The sequence below is a fragment of the Winogradskyella sp. Asnod2-B02-A genome, assembly GCF_045063645.1.
GTDB lineage: Bacteria > Bacteroidota > Bacteroidia > Flavobacteriales > Flavobacteriaceae > Winogradskyella.
In genome coordinates, this window is the sequence record NZ_JBEFOG010000027.1 from 93,860 (window position 1) to 108,336 (window position 14,477).

The 14,477-nt window shown below is 33.1% G+C and carries 13 protein-coding genes; 8 read left to right on the top strand and 5 right to left on the bottom strand.

The window, feature by feature from the left end:
• The first annotated feature begins 207 nt into the window (after positions 1–207).
• From ACJJVO_RS08645 to ACJJVO_RS08660, 4 genes are read left to right on the top strand one after another with little or no spacing between them, the layout of a single operon-like run.
• Positions 208–3,438 (top strand): SusC/RagA family TonB-linked outer membrane protein, encoded by a 3,231-nt coding sequence (locus ACJJVO_RS08645; protein WP_405572917.1) that lies wholly within the window; start codon positions 208–210, stop codon positions 3,436–3,438.
• 10 nt (positions 3,439–3,448) lie between these two features.
• Entirely contained in the window at positions 3,449–4,915 is a 1,467-nt protein-coding gene (locus tag ACJJVO_RS08650; protein ID WP_405572919.1) for a SusD/RagB family nutrient-binding outer membrane lipoprotein, read from the top strand.
• 11 nt (positions 4,916–4,926) lie between these two features.
• Positions 4,927–5,667, top strand: a complete 741-nt coding sequence (locus ACJJVO_RS08655; RefSeq protein WP_405572921.1) for a BT_2262 family domain-containing protein — start codon at positions 4,927–4,929, stop codon at positions 5,665–5,667.
• A gap of 43 nt (positions 5,668–5,710) precedes the next feature.
• Positions 5,711–6,208, top strand: coding sequence for a lipid-binding protein (locus ACJJVO_RS08660; RefSeq protein ID WP_405572923.1), 498 nt, complete (start codon positions 5,711–5,713; stop codon positions 6,206–6,208).
• Between the two features lie 439 nt (positions 6,209–6,647).
• On the opposite strand, the gene ACJJVO_RS08665 is transcribed toward ACJJVO_RS08660, so the two are convergent.
• Entirely contained in the window at positions 6,648–7,397 is a 750-nt protein-coding gene (locus ACJJVO_RS08665) for a rhomboid family intramembrane serine protease (RefSeq protein ID WP_405572926.1), read from the bottom strand.
• Positions 7,398–7,549: 152 nt separating this feature from the next.
• Here ACJJVO_RS08665 and ACJJVO_RS08670 point away from each other — a divergent pair, with 152 nt between their 5' ends.
• Positions 7,550–8,827: a replication-associated recombination protein A gene (locus ACJJVO_RS08670; protein ID WP_405572928.1), complete on the top strand. Its 1,278-nt coding sequence runs from the start codon at positions 7,550–7,552 to the stop codon at positions 8,825–8,827.
• Between the two features lie 4 nt (positions 8,828–8,831).
• Here the strand turns inward: ACJJVO_RS08670 and ACJJVO_RS08675 are convergent, their stop codons facing one another.
• From ACJJVO_RS08675 to radC, 4 genes are read right to left on the bottom strand one after another with little or no spacing between them, the layout of a single operon-like run.
• A complete protein-coding gene (locus ACJJVO_RS08675; RefSeq protein WP_405572931.1) occupies positions 8,832–9,635 on the bottom strand; it encodes a hypothetical protein in 804 nt (267 codons plus the stop codon).
• 11 nt (positions 9,636–9,646) lie between these two features.
• Positions 9,647–10,333, bottom strand: a complete 687-nt coding sequence (locus tag ACJJVO_RS08680) for a YjjG family noncanonical pyrimidine nucleotidase (protein ID WP_405572932.1) — start codon at positions 10,331–10,333, stop codon at positions 9,647–9,649.
• Positions 10,330–11,625 carry a polysaccharide deacetylase family protein gene (locus ACJJVO_RS08685; RefSeq protein ID WP_405572934.1) on the bottom strand — a complete coding sequence of 432 codons (1,296 nt, stop codon included), beginning with the start codon at positions 11,623–11,625 and terminating at the stop codon, positions 10,330–10,332. The genes ACJJVO_RS08680 and ACJJVO_RS08685 overlap by 4 nt, the downstream gene beginning before the upstream one ends.
• A 44-nt stretch (positions 11,626–11,669) precedes the next feature.
• Positions 11,670–12,368: a DNA repair protein RadC gene (radC, locus tag ACJJVO_RS08690; protein WP_405572936.1), complete on the bottom strand. Its 699-nt coding sequence runs from the start codon at positions 12,366–12,368 to the stop codon at positions 11,670–11,672.
• Between the two features lie 77 nt (positions 12,369–12,445).
• Between radC and ACJJVO_RS08695 the strand changes: the two genes are divergently transcribed.
• The 3 genes from ACJJVO_RS08695 (at position 12,446) to ACJJVO_RS08705 (ending at position 14,415) form a co-directional block, all read left to right on the top strand.
• Positions 12,446–13,033 (top strand): FMN-binding negative transcriptional regulator, encoded by a 588-nt coding sequence (locus tag ACJJVO_RS08695; RefSeq protein WP_405572938.1) that lies wholly within the window; start codon positions 12,446–12,448, stop codon positions 13,031–13,033.
• A gap of 9 nt (positions 13,034–13,042) precedes the next feature.
• Positions 13,043–13,450 carry a hypothetical protein gene (locus tag ACJJVO_RS08700; protein WP_405572939.1) on the top strand — a complete coding sequence of 136 codons (408 nt, stop codon included), beginning with the start codon at positions 13,043–13,045 and terminating at the stop codon, positions 13,448–13,450.
• Between the two features lie 77 nt (positions 13,451–13,527).
• Positions 13,528–14,415 carry a dienelactone hydrolase family protein gene (locus ACJJVO_RS08705; RefSeq protein WP_405572941.1) on the top strand — a complete coding sequence of 296 codons (888 nt, stop codon included), beginning with the start codon at positions 13,528–13,530 and terminating at the stop codon, positions 14,413–14,415.
• Positions 14,416–14,477 lie beyond the last annotated feature (62 nt).

A 14,477-nucleotide genomic window follows, 5' to 3' on the forward strand; every position in this document is an offset into this window, starting at 1 on the left:
ATAGGTTTTTATGAAGTTTTAAAAGACATATCCACACTCACCAATATTAATACAGAATAAATTCAATATTCAACTCAGTATTACGACATAATAAAAAAAGAACTTAAAATTTAACATATTCTTAGTATTTGATGTGTTTTTTTTAAGATTCACATAGGATATTTCGCGTTTTTGTTGCATTTTTGTTAAAATTTTAACAAGGAAACTATGAAAGCAAAACTTAAAGGAGTCTTAACGTTATTCTTGGCGTTTATGGTGCAACTAACCTTTGCGCAAGAAAAAACAGTTTCGGGCACAGTAACCGATGAAGCTGGCTTACCCTTACCGGGAGCAACTGTTATAATTAAAGGCACTACCAGTGGCGTCTCAACAGATTTTGATGGCAAGTACTCAATTGACATCGTTACAGGAAAGTCATTAGTGTTTAGTTACATTGGATATGTAACACAAGAAATAACCGTCAGCGCTTCAAACATCATCGACGTGCAACTTTTTGAAGATACCTCAACTCTCGATGAGGTTTTAATAACGGCATTAGGCACTGGTGATCGAAATGCCAGACAAGTTGTTTATGCCAATCAAACCTTAAAATCAGAAGATTTGTTATCCACCCCAAACAAAAATGCACTGGAAGCATTAAGAGGTAAAGCCGCAGGGGTAAAGCTATCAACAGGTTCGGGTTCAGTAGGAGCCTCTACAAGAATAGTCTTAAGAGGTGAAGGTTCACTGACCGGAAATAATAATGCTTTAATTATAGTTGATGGTATTGCCATTGATAACACGTCAACAAGAGGTGGTGCAGGTGCTTCCACTACTGGATATTCTGATTTTGGTAACAGATTTAATGACATTAATCCTGATGATATTGAATCTGTAACAGTTCTCAAAGGACCATCAGCTACTTCACTTTATGGGTCGCGTGGAGCATCTGGTGTGGTTTTAGTTACAACTAAAAGTGGAAAAGGCAGTAAGATGAAAGTGAATTACAACGGTTCAACTTCAATGGAGAATGCTATTATCGTTTTACAACGTCAAAGCGAATTTGGCCAAGGCTACGATAACTCACATTTAGATTCAGGGGAAAACTGGTCGTGGGGACCAGCGTTTGATGGAGTTGTTCGTCCATGGACAAGTCCAATAGATTCCGATGGAGATGGATCTTTAGAAGCCCTAACTAGACCTTATAGCGCTGTAAAGAATCAAATTAAAGATTTTTTCAATACGGGTTATACGACTAGTCATAACGTTAGCGTTTCAGGATCTAATGATAATTATAATTATTTTGCTTCTTTTGGCAACACGGATCAAACTGGTACTTTGGATAACACATATTACAAAAGAAATAACCTTACATTTAACTCTTCTGCAAAATTAAGTGATAAATTAAAATCTGACTTTAAAATAAGTTATGCTAATGTAAGACAAAACACAGCACAAGAGGGATCCCGTGCCTTTGAAGGAAACAATGCTTACGCTATGGCCTTACAATCCCCAGTAAATATTCCATTAACTGAACTAAGAAATTATACAAGTCCATTTCATGACATAGATGGGTATTGGGGATCTTATTCTTCAGTTAACCCGTATTACATCTTAAACGAATACGGTAACGAGGCAAATATTGACAACTTTCTTGCCAATGCTTCTATAACATATGAACTTTTCAAGAATTTATCTGTTACTGGTCGTTTTGGTGGAAATATTGTATCTACTCAAACCAACGTATGGACACCTTCATATACTCCAGCACAACAAATTGTCTGGACCGATGATTTACAGCAATCAGTTAGAGACACTAAACATAGTTCCATTGGAGATTATACCAATTACAGCAGTAGAAGCATAAATTTAGATGCCTCAGTGTTAGCTAATTATTCTAATGAATTAAGCGATAATCTTAATTTAAACGTTACAGCAGGATACAATTTCTTTCAAAGAGAATTTAAGTCATTAACAGGCAGTACGGTAGGCGGTTTAGTGGTTGACGGAGTTTATAACTTATCAAATAGTGTACAGTCCCCAACATCCGAAATGTATATTAGTAAATATAGAATATATGGATTTTTGGCAAATACGACTTTAGGTTATAAAAACGCTGCATTTTTAGAGCTTTCTGCACGTAATGATTGGTCTTCTACTCTACCATCCGAAAACAATTCCTTTTTATACGGTGCTGTAGGTGGTTCATTTATATTTACTGACTTTTTTGATATCAAAAGTGATGTTTTAAATTATGGTAAACTTAGAGGAAGTTATGGTACATCAGGTAAAGACGCAAGTATATATCTTTTAGAATCTTATTTTGATGGAAATCCTACTATTGCTGATTTAGGCGACTATGCCCTTACCTTTCCAATTGGCGATATTCCTGGTTTTTCATTAGGAAATCAAATAGGAAACCCAAGCCTTAAACCAGAATTAACAACAACCTATGAGGTTGGTGCAGACCTAAGTTTCTTTAAGAATAAAATTAATATTGCTTATACCTATTACCATTCCATTCATGATGACCAAATTGTAACTGTAGATCTTCCACGATCAACAGGATATACCTCAACTGCCTTGAACATAGGTAGAATGGAAAACAAAGGGCACGAACTTACACTAAGCTTAAAACCGCTTAATGGCGTGGTGGATGGACTAGATTTTGAACTGTTTGGATCTTTTTCCAAAAATGAGAATGAGGTCGTTAAAATTACAGACGATTTAGATGAATTATCATTGGGTACGTTTGGCTTTGCTGCAGGCACAACCGTAACATTGGTTGCAAAAGAAGGTTTGCCATATGGTACCTTTAAAGGTAACGACTTCAAATATAATGAGGATGGGCAAGTTATTGTCGATCCAAATACAGGTTTTCCAGTTTATCCTGATGATGATCAATATTTAGGTAATTCCCAACCCGATTATTTATTGAGTTTTGGTACAAACATTAACTATAAAGGTTTCGGATTAAGTGTATTGTTTGACATGAAAAAAGGAGGTCTATTTGCTTCCCAATCCAAATACAATGGTGAATTTAATGGAACTGGAATTAACACCACAATTTATAATAGAGAATCTTTTATCTTTCCTAATTCTGTAGTAGATAATGGAAATGGCACTTATTCAGAAAATACGGTAGCTATAACGGAACAGGACTATTACACTAACTATGACGCTCCAGTCTCAACACAATTAATCGATGCTAGTTATTTAAAGTTGAGAGAAGTAGAATTAAGTTATAACATTTCACAAAAACTACTAGAGAATACATTTTTTACCAGTGTTAAATTATCCATATATGGTAAGAATCTCTGGTATTGGTTACCTGATGAAAATAAATATGCTGATCCAGAAGTTAATGGACCTGCTTTAACAGGTAATGCACAAGGGATAGAAACCTCTCAGACACCTTCTTCAAGAAGTCTTGGTCTTAATGTACAATTGTCATTTTAAAAAAAAGAATATGAAAAATACAATAAAATTAATAGTATGCGGTCTAATGCTCTTTCACTTTTCTTGTGACGATAGCTTAGATGAGATAAACGTAGACCCTAACACATTCCCTTCTGCTGATGATCCACAAGTGTTAACATCATCACTCGGATTCTTGGGTTATATTGTTGATGCGGATTTAAATTACAGTGATTCATTTGTATGGAGCCAATACTATACTTGGGGTATTGGAGTTGCCATTGGAAATTCTGAACGCTATGTACAACAAGCTGGTGACCATGATGGCTATTGGTCACGTGCTTATGCCAGCTCACTTGCCGATTTGGATTACATAGATAGAAATAGTACTAACAAAGCTTATAGAGGCATCTCTAAAGTTTTAAAAGTATATATTTTTCAAGGTTTAGTAGATCATTTCGGTGATATACCTTTTACAGAGGCCCTTTTAGGTGCTATAGAAGATGGATCTAATTTTTCACCTAATTATGATTCTGCTGAGACAGTTATATACCCAGCATTGGTTACAATGTTAGATGATGCTATAGAAGAATTAAGTACGGCTGATGATGATGATATTGATGTAATAGGTTCTGATGATTTACTTTATCAAGGAGATATATCGAAATGGATGAAATTCGCCAACTCTTTAAAATTAAGAGTACTTATGAGAACTTCTGAAGTATCTTCACAGTCATCTGTTGTACAAGATTTAATTAGCAGTGGAACGTTTATAGAAACAGTTGATGACATGCCTTCTATCACTTATTCTGGTGCTACGGGTAATCAAAATCCTATGTTTGCCTTAGCGGAAGCTGGTGTTGGAATGTTTTATTTTGCAAGTAATTCAACATTAAATGTATTACAAAATTTGAATGACCCAAGAGATGAAGTGTTTTACACACTCGCTACAACAGGAACATTTGCAGATAACTTACACGGTATAGACCAAGGGACTATTGATGATGAGGATTTTACAGCATCTGATTCTAATTATAGCTTGGCGAGTGATTATGCCTATGGTGAAGCTAACTCAGTTATTTTAATGAGCCCGTGGGAGGTTTGGTTTCTTAGAGCAGAAGCTGATGCCAGATATGGTACAAGCGATGATGAGACCAATGCCTTTGAAACTGCAATTAACCTGAATTTTACTTATATGGGATTAGATGCCTCTGCCTATATTAATGCACTTGGCTATTCTAGTTCTGAATCTTTGGATGACAAACTAGATGTAATAGGTATCCAAAAATGGATAGCCTTAAACGGAACACAGGAAGACGAAGGCTGGATTGAAGCACGTCGCTTCGATAGACCTGCAAGCAGAATATTTACTGATGGGATTTGGCAAACACCACCATTATCTGTATTAGCTAGTGGAGAGTTTCCTTCTGTATGGCTCTATCCATCAACTGAAAGAAGCTTAAACCCAAATGCTCCTGCACAGCGAACTATAACTGATAATATCTTTTGGGATAACTAATAAAAAATGATATGAAAAAACTAAAATTTAAATTTTACGCATTTTTAATCTTAGGATTAATGTTGTCAAGCTGCGACCCAAGTGTCGATGAACCAGGTTCTAGTGATAAGTCCGAAATTACTTATCTACCTTTAATCACACTTGAAGGCGCTACAAGCCTTGAATTAGATTGCGATACCACATCATATACGGATCCTGGTGCTGTAGCATCTGTCGCAGGAAATGAAATAGAATTAAATACCGTAACCTCTGGAACATATTTTGGAAGTGATGTTATAGATAGCCCTGACCTATATAGTGTTTCTTACTCCGCGTTTAATAGTGATGGAATTCCAGCTACTGCATTTCGTGAGGTATTATGGCCGCCTTGTAACGGAGATTTAATAACAAGTATTGCTGGCATTTATACTGCTAGTTTAACCAGAACACCCGGTTATTCCACTACCGATATAGGTCCTATCCTTATTAAAGATTTGGGTAATGATGTTTATGCCATTTCAGACGCAATTGCTGGTTGGTATCAATATGAATACGGTTATGGTGCTGATTACGCAGCTTTAGGAATGACGGTTACTGCCAATGATATTTCAGCCAATGATTTTACTCACGATGATGTCATAGGTGTAGGGGCTTTTGGAGGTGCATTGTCTATGGATTCGTTCTCTGTAAATCCAAATACCGGAACTATTGAATTTGAGACTACTTGGAGTTTTGGATACGTATTTGAAGTAACCTTAACCCAAATACAATAGTCTACCAGTATTTAACATTGATTAATTATTAAACATAGGAAAAATGATATATAATAAAATAATTAAAAAAATTAGCTATCTATTAGTAACGATAACATTTATGATGGTTTTTACTTCTTGTGATACTGATACAGTTGCAGATGAAAGTGATATTGCAATTGAAAAAATGAGAGGTACATGGGTTGTTGATATGACTTGGGATGGAGATTTTTATAGTAGCAATACGATTAGCACGTATAACAACTCATATAATGACACCGATGCTATGTGGATTGATGATTTAGAGCATGGTTGGGGATTAAAAACACAGGTGAATGCAGATCTAAATGCCTTAACCTTTTCCGGAAGCGATCTAGATGAACTTTATTATGGAGTCACTGTAAACGTAACTAATGGTCAAATTGTAAAAAATGGAGCCACGACTCCAACAGGAGACATAGTTGACAGCATTTATTTTGAAGTTGAATTTTCTGATATTCCGGGAGAAATATGGATATATTCAGGTTACAAAAGCACAGCACAAGTAGATGATTTACCATAGAAATTAAATATAATTTTATCATAAAAAAAGCAACCCTATTGGAGATTGATTTCTTGTTGTAGCTGAATACAACAAGAAATCATAATCTTTAAAAGAATTAATATATTCTGAACACATAGATAATTATTAGTTAACTGCTCAAAAAATTGACTCACTTAACACATTCAAATTATCAAGGTGTTGTAGTTCAGTTTTCACCTTTTACTTTACATAATATCAATAACTATGTAACTAACGTTGTAGAATCTAGTAAATCACTATGATTTTATTTACTAGATCAACTAAGTGATATCAGAGTCATTTTGACTCAAACGTAAGAATAGCTGAGTATGCTATTATTATATAAAACAAAGGTGAATCATATTAAACATGATGTTTTACACATACAATCACCAGATATAAGAATGTATGCAGCATCCGATATAGTTTAGTATAAAATTTAATTTTCCTTCTTCTTATAAATATAATTAATTTTTAAAGTTTGAATTTTTTCAGATTCAATTTCAGGCTCAGTTTCAATTTCTGGTTCAAATTCAATAAAATTTCCATCTTCATCAAAATGTTTCATAAATGGATCATTGTCCTCATTGTAATTAGGTTGTTCCCATTTATAACGTTCTGGCTTAGCAATTTGTTTTCTAAAAATTAATGCGAATACAAATCCTGTAATCAAACCGGATAAATGCCCTTCCCAAGACATGCCGCTTTTTATTGGAAATATATACCAAATCGTACTTCCATAGAGAAAGATAACTAATAAGGATAATGCAATTAGCCTATAGTGTTTGGCAAAAATGCCTTTAAAAAACATAAAACTGACCAAAACGTAAACTAATCCGCTTGCTCCAATGTGATTACCATTATTTGCTATAAGCCATGTTAGAAATCCTGAAAGAAGAATACCAAAACCAATAACCTTCCAAGCAATTCTATTATAAAAATAAAACATGGATAAACTAAGCACAAAAAGCGGTATGGAATTATTATAAATATGATTGACATCACCATGCAAAAACGGACTAGTGACAATACCTATAAGTCCCTCTATTTTTTGAGGCCTAATTCCAAAAGCTTTAATACCACTATCAATTCTAACTTGGTACCAAAACACTAACCATATTGTAAACAACATTAACAAAGGATAAACAATGATACTGTTAGAGTATTTAAAATGTTGTGTTTTGCTCATATTCAAATTTAAAGAATCCTATTCAAATTTATATCCAAAATAGAATTGTCTGCAATATTGGCAGAAACTAACAATTATAAAACTTGATTATTTTAAGATGAAATTCCTTAATTAAATGAATGCATCACAAATGCATTTTGTAATTTTGAATTATGAATATTCCATTAGCAGAACGTTTACGACCACATACTTTAGAAGACTATCTTAGTCAACAACACTTGGTGGGTAAAAACGGAATGCTTTATCAACAGATTAAAAGTGGAGTAATTCCCTCTCTTATACTTTGGGGTCCTCCAGGCATAGGAAAAACGACATTGGCAAACGTTATTGCTAACGAGTCTGATCGTCCATTTTTTAAATTGAGTGCCATCAATTCTGGAGTTAAAGATATCAGAGAAGTTATAGATAAAGCAAAGAAAAGTGGTGGTATGTTTACTACAAAAAACCCCATTTTATTTATTGATGAAATTCATAGATTTAGCAAATCGCAACAAGACTCCTTATTAGAAGCTGTAGAAAAAGGTTGGGTGACTTTAATAGGTGCAACCACTGAAAACCCAAGTTTTGAAGTCATCTCTGCACTACTTTCGAGATGTCAAGTTTACACACTCAATGCATTTAGTAAAACGGATTTAGAAGATTTATTACAACGTGCATTAACCCAAGACACAAAACTCTCTAAGTTAAATATTGAATTAAAAGAAACGGAAGCCTTATTAAGATTATCTGGTGGAGATGCCAGAAAATTGTTAAATATTTTTGAACTTTTAGTGGCTTCGTTTGACGACAAAGATATTATCATCACTAATGATTTAGTGATGAAACAGGTACAAAATAAAGCTGCTCGTTACGATAAAGCTGGAGAGCAGCATTATGATATTATTTCAGCATTTATAAAATCCATAAGAGGCAGTGATCCAAATGCGGCTGTTTATTATTTAGCACGAATGATTGAAGGCGGTGAAGATGTGAAATTTATTGCAAGACGACTTTTAATCTTAGCGAGTGAAGATATAGGCAATGCCAATCCAACCGCTTTAGTAATTGCAAATAATACATTTCAGGCGGTTTCTATAATTGGTAATCCTGAATCTCGTATAATCTTAAGTCAATGTACAACCTATTTAGCGAGTTCTGCAAAAAGCAACGCAGCTTACGAAGCCATAAATAGAGCTCAACAATTAGTTAAAGACACTGGTGATTTATCGGTTCCATTAGCTATTAGAAATGCTCCTACTAAACTAATGAAAGAATTAGGTTACGGAGACAGTTATAAATACTCGCACAATTACGAAAATAACTTTGCTGCTCAAGAATTTTTACCCGAAGAGATAGCTAATACAACATTATATAAACCAGGAAATAATGCTCGTGAGCAAGCTCAACGAAACTTTTTAAAATCGCTTTGGAAAGATAAATATGGCTATTAATTTATTAGAATTTAATATTCATTGATTTTCTCTCTCCAAGCTCTCCATTATTTTCTGAATAGTACCAAAAGCCATCTTCTTTAAAAACGATAGCATTTTTCCCCTTTACTATAAATACATTTTCTGCCGCAGTAGCTAGTAAAATCATAACGATTCTTGGTTCTGAATTCACCAATTGAAAACCGTTTTTAATTTCTTGTGCATAATGCAAATCTGAAAAATTGTTTTCTGTTGATACTTCTTTTGTAATTACCTCATTAACTTTCTTCTCATTAGCAGCAATTGTTTCCTTTGGAGTATTTACTTCAGCTATCGGTTGTTTTACATTTTCAACTTTAGGTTTAGGAGTCTCAACTAAAGTCTCTTCATTTGAAACATACTTATAATCTAAATTTTGAAAAGTCTCAAAAGCATTTCTTAAAGCTTCGGTGTAAGCTTTCTTATATTCTTTTTCTCTAGATTGGCCCTCTTGAGACATCATAACTATATTACCAAAGCAATCTTTAAGCTCAATCTCTAATTTTGTTTTAAAAAGACCACCTTTATTTTTAAGAGCTTCAGCATTTAATGCTAGACACCTATTACTCTTTAAATCTTCTGGTAAATCATCGGTACCAAAATAGGCTTCATATCCATATTTATTAAATAAAAATTTAAGTAAAGAATTTAATTGATATTGGTCTTCACTTTTAGAAAACTCAAATGATGTTGGTAGAATGATATACTTATAATTATTGATATTCTTTTGTGCTATTCCATAAAAACTAATAAGTATAAATGAAATTGTAAATACTATTTTCTTAAACATAATGGTAATTTTTATAAATGAGTTGTTAGTGTTCTTAAATTTGTGATTCGTTTATATTTTTGACTTCTAGATGTATCTTTATAATCAAAATGAATAGTGTCCATTCCTATATTATGAGCTCCTTCAATATCTGCTTCAAGACTATCACCAATCATAATACTCTCAATTGGCAAAGCCTTAGCAAAATCTAAAGCAAAGTTAAAAATTTTAGGATTAGGTTTTTTCACTCCAACCATTTCAGAATTAGTAACGGTTTTAAAATACTGTTTAATATTTGAAGTCGTCATTTTTTTATCCTGTGCTTCTTCAAATCCGTTAGTAATAATATGTAATTCGTATTTATCTTTAAGATAATCTAAAATTTCAAATGTACCGTCAAATAAATGGTTAAATGAAGGAAGGTAGTCAATATAAGATTCCGATAAGTGATGTATCATTTCATCATTAACAGCAACTCCTACTCCATCAAAAGCTTCTTTCAATCTACCATAACGCAATGCAGATTTTGTCACTTTTTCTTCTCTGTAAAGCTTCCAATAATTTAAATTAATAGGTTCGTAGACAGGTAAAAAATCCTCGAGTTTTACATCAATATTATTTAGGTCAAATATCTTTTCAAACGTTAAACCTGAATTTTTGTCAAAATCCCAAAGGGTATGATCTAAGTCGAAAAAAACATGTTTTATTTGGCTTTTCATTCTGAAGATTCTAATATTAAATTAAATAATGACCTAAAACCCTTCCAGCGATCCAAATCACTAAAGGAGTAATTATGAAATACAGGTATAAAAGTACCATTTACCGCCTTAACTTCACGTATTATTTTTTGTAAATGCTCCGTTTTGTCTAATTCTGAATTATACTTTAACAACGCATAATCCAAACATTGATATGGGTTAATTTGTAATGGTGTTTGCACTTCGTAATCCAAATCGTAAAATTGAAATGGAGTACATGTACCTGCTCTGAATCCTAAAGTATCAATATATCCCATAGAATAGTCTTGATTAATTTCTAGCTCCACCAAATTACGATAGGATATTGGTAAATTAAGCTTAGAAAACGAATGACGAACAGCCTTTAAATGGGTATGAGTGATAGCTTCCATTTTCAGCTTTTCTTTTTTTAGAATTGAAACATCATCTAAAGCTAAATAGGATGCTTTAATACCTACATCACAATAATCTGCAACAGATTTTATTAGTGATACAAATTCTTTTTTATTAGTATTTATATTTTTATCATAAGTTGAATAATCTCCTATTAAAAACAAAACCATAAATTTAAAATTGCAATTGTTCTGCTTTCTAATGATCCATCTAAAAGTATCGTAAGGGTCGCGTTTAAAACCAAACAACACTAAATACCGAAAATATAATTGTTTTAACTTAAACCTCCTTAAGTCATTTAATGTCCCACCAATTGTTCGCAGTAAACCTTTGTGCTTAAAATAATAAGCCATTGGCACATCTATAACAGGTTGCACATTATAACTACGCACTGGAAATTTATAATCCGGAAAACGTTTAACCAATACGTCTTTAAGCTTATAAGCCCAAATATCAACCACAGGTTGATTAAGGAATTTTTGTTTAAAAGCCACACTTTCTGATGCTAAAAACCGTCCATATTCATCTTTTACATGTGGCAAATATTCTTCATATCTACTCAATAAATAAAAGGATGCAGCAAATATATCATAAGGTAAATCACTGCGTTCACCTGTAGCAAAGAACCCTTTGGTACCTTCCCATTGTTGTACATTAAGAGTTACATCAGACAAACCGTTTTCAAATAACAACATATTACTTTGCACAAACAACTCGTTACTTAAAGGCTGTTTGGCATACGACATCTTAAGACTATCATGTGCAATAAAATCTTCAACTTTAGATGTAAAACGCACCTCAATACCCAAAATACGTTTGCATATATGTTTAAACGTGTACGTAACACGTGGTGTGATTTTATGTGTATAAACTAGTAGCATATTTTTAGTTTGCAGAATTCCGATTAAAGTTTAACGTTGTAATATTACATAATGTTTTCATCTGCGAAACTATAATAAGCATTTTGAGTAATAATTAGGTGGTCTAAAACAGAAATATCTAAACTTTGTGCCGCAGCTTTTAGTTTTTTGGTAATATCCTTATCTGCCTGACTTGGTTTTAAAGTGCCTGATGGATGATTATGACATAAAATTAAAGCCACAGCTCCTACTTCAAGCGCATTTTTTAATACCAAACGCACATCAACCAAAGTCCCAGTAATACCTCCTTTACTTAATTGATTTTTTTGAATCACTTTATTGGAATTATTCAAGTATAGAATCCAAAATTCTTCATGCGGTAAATCACCTAATATGGGTTGCATGACATCAAATACAGAACGACTAGATGTTATTTTATCTAACTGAAGTGCATCTTCTATACGACGACGACGTCCTAATTCTAATGCAGCAGCAATAGATATCGCTTTAGCTTCTCCGATACCTTTAAATTCCATTAATTGAGAAAGAGATAATTTCCCTAAAGCGTTCAAGTTATTATTTACACTTGCAAAAATGCGTTTACATAATGCTACAGCACTTTCTTCTCTATTCCCAGAACCGATTAAAATAGCTATTAATTCGGCATCACTTAAAGACGCTTTTCCTTTGTCTCTCAGCTTCTCTCGTGGCTGATCATCTTGCGACCAATTTTTAATTGAAAATGAAGTTGGTTTCTCTGACATGCACTAAAGATAAAAAATTGTAAATTTAAGCGTCTATAAATTTTGAAGTAATTCAAAGAATCTAAATACTATATCTTTTGTATCCACCAAAACAACATCAAGATAACAACATTGACCATATGATAGAGGTGATAAAGACATATCCTTTGGCAACGGTTATTTCTGTAAAAGACCATCACCCCTTAATTACACATTTACCTTTAGTTTATGAAGATGGCAAACTCATTGGGCACATAGACATTTATAATCCTCAAGCTGAACTATTAAAAGGAGATAATGATGTCACGCTTATTTTTGCAGGACCCGAATGTTACATTTCTCCTAGTATTTATTCAACGACACAACTACCAACTTGGAATTATATTAAAGTGCATCTCAAAGGAAAAGTAAGAGCCATTGAAAGTAAAGCTGCTCTTAAGCAATCATTAATTACAATGACTGAATTTTTAGAAGCGCCTGATCATAAATATACGCTAGAGTCAGACAATCCACGTTTAGACAAAAACTTAGATTATATTGAAATGTTTGAAATCACCATTACAGATTGGGAAGGCAAATTCAAATTATCTCAAGACAAAAAACCAAGTGATACTAAAGCTGCTCGTAAAGAACTAATTAGAGCGAATACACAGAGTATTACTCATTTTTTAGACCAAATATTTTAAATAAAACGTATGAAACATTTAATGACACTTTTTATCATTCCGCTATTTCTATTCACTTCAAATCCTAAAAAAGAAGATTTCTTAGGCAAATGGAAAGGAGACGACAAAAGTGAAATCGGTTATATCACTTTCGATAATGAAGGCTACGCTACTTTTGAAATACAAGGACAAATTATAGGTGGAAAAGAATTTACAATGAATGGCAAAAAAGGAAAAATGTCTTATTCTATTAATTTTAAAACAACACCTATAGAAGTAGACTTCATTGTTACAAAAATAGCATCTAAAGAATCGAAAAAAATATTAGGTATCGCAGAATTTCTAGATAACGATACCATGAGATTTGCAATGGATTTTAATGCCAAACGACCAACCGAATTTGGTGATCATACCATTTTACTTGAACGTGTTAAATAATTATAAATTTAAAATTTACTTTATTATTATTTATAACTTAACGCATTAGACTTTTTAATCACCAAAACCTGACAGTAATGAAAGACCTTAAAAAAGAAGATATTAAACAAGAAGTTTTTGATTTATACGATGACTATGCGCACAACAAACTTAACAGAAGACAGTTTGTAGAGAAACTCGGAGTCTATGCTGTTGGTGGTATCACATTGTCTTCTTTAATGAGTTTTATGTCACCTGATTACATTACAAATTTAATGGTTAAACCAGATGATCCAACCTTAGATTCAGATTATATTACTTACGAATCTCCAAAAGGAGGTGGCACCATAAAAGGTTTATTATCGCAACCAAAAGATAACAAAATTAAATTACCTGGTGTTATTGTAGTCCATGAAAACAGAGGTTTAAACCCATATATTGAAGATGTCGGACGACGCACCGCTAAAGAAGGTTTCATTTCATTAGCACCAGATGCCTTAAGTCCATTGGGTGGTTATCCAGGTAATGATGATGACGGTAGAACAATGCAAAAAACGAGAAGCCAACAAGAAATGCTCGAAGATTTTATCGCTGCCTATCATTTTCTTAAAAATCATGACAATTGCGACGGTAATGTTGGTGTTGTAGGGTTTTGTTTTGGAGGCTGGATTTCTAATATGATGGCTGTTCGTTTACCAGATTTGGGTGCAGCAGTACCTTACTATGGCAGACAACCAGAAGCTGAAGATGCTGCTAAAATTAAGGCTCCACTTCTACTCCAATATGGTGAATTAGATACACGAGTTAATGCAGGTTGGCCAGCATTTGAAGAAATTTTGAAAGCCAACAACATTGAATATACAGGTTACATCTATCCTGAAGTGAATCACGGTTTTCATAACAATACCACTCCTAGGTTTGATAAAGCAGCAGCCAATTTATCTTGGAAACGTACCATCGCTTTTTTTAAAGAACACTTAAAATAATAAACCACGGACATTCATCAGAATAATACATTAGTTTTTCGTTATTTAGCGGTTGTAAAAAA

What these genes read in the sequence shown, in the direction of transcription:
- ACJJVO_RS08645 (WP_405572917.1), top strand. Translation starts at nt 208, where the DNA reads ATGAAAGCAAAACTTAAAGGAGTCTTAACGTTATTCTTGGCGTTTATG.
- ACJJVO_RS08700 (WP_405572939.1), top strand. Translation starts at nt 13,043, where the DNA reads ATGAAACATTTAATGACACTTTTTATCATTCCGCTATTTCTATTCACT.
- ACJJVO_RS08680 (WP_405572932.1), bottom strand. Translation starts at nt 10,333, where the DNA reads ATGAAAAGCCAAATAAAACATGTTTTTTTCGACTTAGATCATACCCTT.
- ACJJVO_RS08665 (WP_405572926.1), bottom strand. Translation starts at nt 7,397, where the DNA reads ATGAGCAAAACACAACATTTTAAATACTCTAACAGTATCATTGTTTAT.
- ACJJVO_RS08660 (WP_405572923.1), top strand. Translation starts at nt 5,711, where the DNA reads ATGATATATAATAAAATAATTAAAAAAATTAGCTATCTATTAGTAACG.
- radC (WP_405572936.1), bottom strand. Translation starts at nt 12,368, where the DNA reads ATGTCAGAGAAACCAACTTCATTTTCAATTAAAAATTGGTCGCAAGAT.
- ACJJVO_RS08670 (WP_405572928.1), top strand. Translation starts at nt 7,550, where the DNA reads ATGAATATTCCATTAGCAGAACGTTTACGACCACATACTTTAGAAGAC.
- ACJJVO_RS08705 (WP_405572941.1), top strand. Translation starts at nt 13,528, where the DNA reads ATGAAAGACCTTAAAAAAGAAGATATTAAACAAGAAGTTTTTGATTTA.
- ACJJVO_RS08685 (WP_405572934.1), bottom strand. Translation starts at nt 11,625, where the DNA reads ATGCTACTAGTTTATACACATAAAATCACACCACGTGTTACGTACACG.
- ACJJVO_RS08650 (WP_405572919.1), top strand. Translation starts at nt 3,449, where the DNA reads ATGAAAAATACAATAAAATTAATAGTATGCGGTCTAATGCTCTTTCAC.
- ACJJVO_RS08675 (WP_405572931.1), bottom strand. Translation starts at nt 9,635, where the DNA reads ATGTTTAAGAAAATAGTATTTACAATTTCATTTATACTTATTAGTTTT.
- ACJJVO_RS08655 (WP_405572921.1), top strand. Translation starts at nt 4,927, where the DNA reads ATGAAAAAACTAAAATTTAAATTTTACGCATTTTTAATCTTAGGATTA.